Raw genomic sequence first — 593 nt, 5'->3', positions numbered from 1 at the left:
GGAGGCCGCCACGCGGAGCCTCTCTCATGATCTCGGTCATCTGGGGACCCTGCGCCATGAGCTGGCGCGTCTCTCGGCCATGGCGTCTTCTGCACACGGGCGGTCGCGCCTTGGCGACCTGATCGCCCATCTGCGGACGCAGCCGGTGATCAGCTCGGCGATGGTCATGGATCAACTGGGGGTGACGCGTCGGACCGCCCTGTCCCTGATCGGCGAACTGGTCGATGCCGGCTGCCTCAGCAACCTCACCGCCCGCAGCACCTCCCGGTTCTGGGCGCTGCCCTCCCTCGCCGCGCGGATGGGCCATGCGGGAGGGGCAGGGGCCGCTCGTCGCGGTGCGCTTGCCGGCAGCGAGAGGTCGAGCGGGCCGAGCGAACACTCGAAGCCAATCGGTGCGTTGGAACGAACGAGGGGAGGACGAGACGAGGGCCAACTGGACCGGATCATGGCGGATCTCGATGCCGCGATGTCGGGCCTGGATGATGTCGTGCGCCGGGCGGGGGGTCGAGAGCGGAAAGAAGAGTAGATCCTGCAGCGGTCAATTCTTTGCATGTCTGGAGACGCACGCTGTGCGGTAGAGGTATCCTTAAGGC

General features: G+C 67.3%; 1 protein-coding gene. It reads left to right on the top strand.

Annotation, left to right across the window (positions count from 1 at the left end; genetic code table 11):
* The first annotated feature begins 79 nt into the window (after positions 1–79).
* A complete protein-coding gene (locus FHD68_RS18815) occupies positions 80–526 on the top strand; it encodes a helix-turn-helix domain-containing protein (RefSeq protein ID WP_139086661.1) in 447 nt (148 codons plus the stop codon).
* Positions 527–593: the final 67 nt, after the last annotated feature.

The sequence above is a fragment of the Paracoccus marcusii genome (genome assembly GCF_006151785.1).
Taxonomy (GTDB): Bacteria; Pseudomonadota; Alphaproteobacteria; order Rhodobacterales; family Rhodobacteraceae; genus Paracoccus; species Paracoccus marcusii.
The sequence above is the reverse complement of the archived record's forward strand: the minus strand, read 5'-3'. Positions and strand labels throughout refer to the sequence as shown.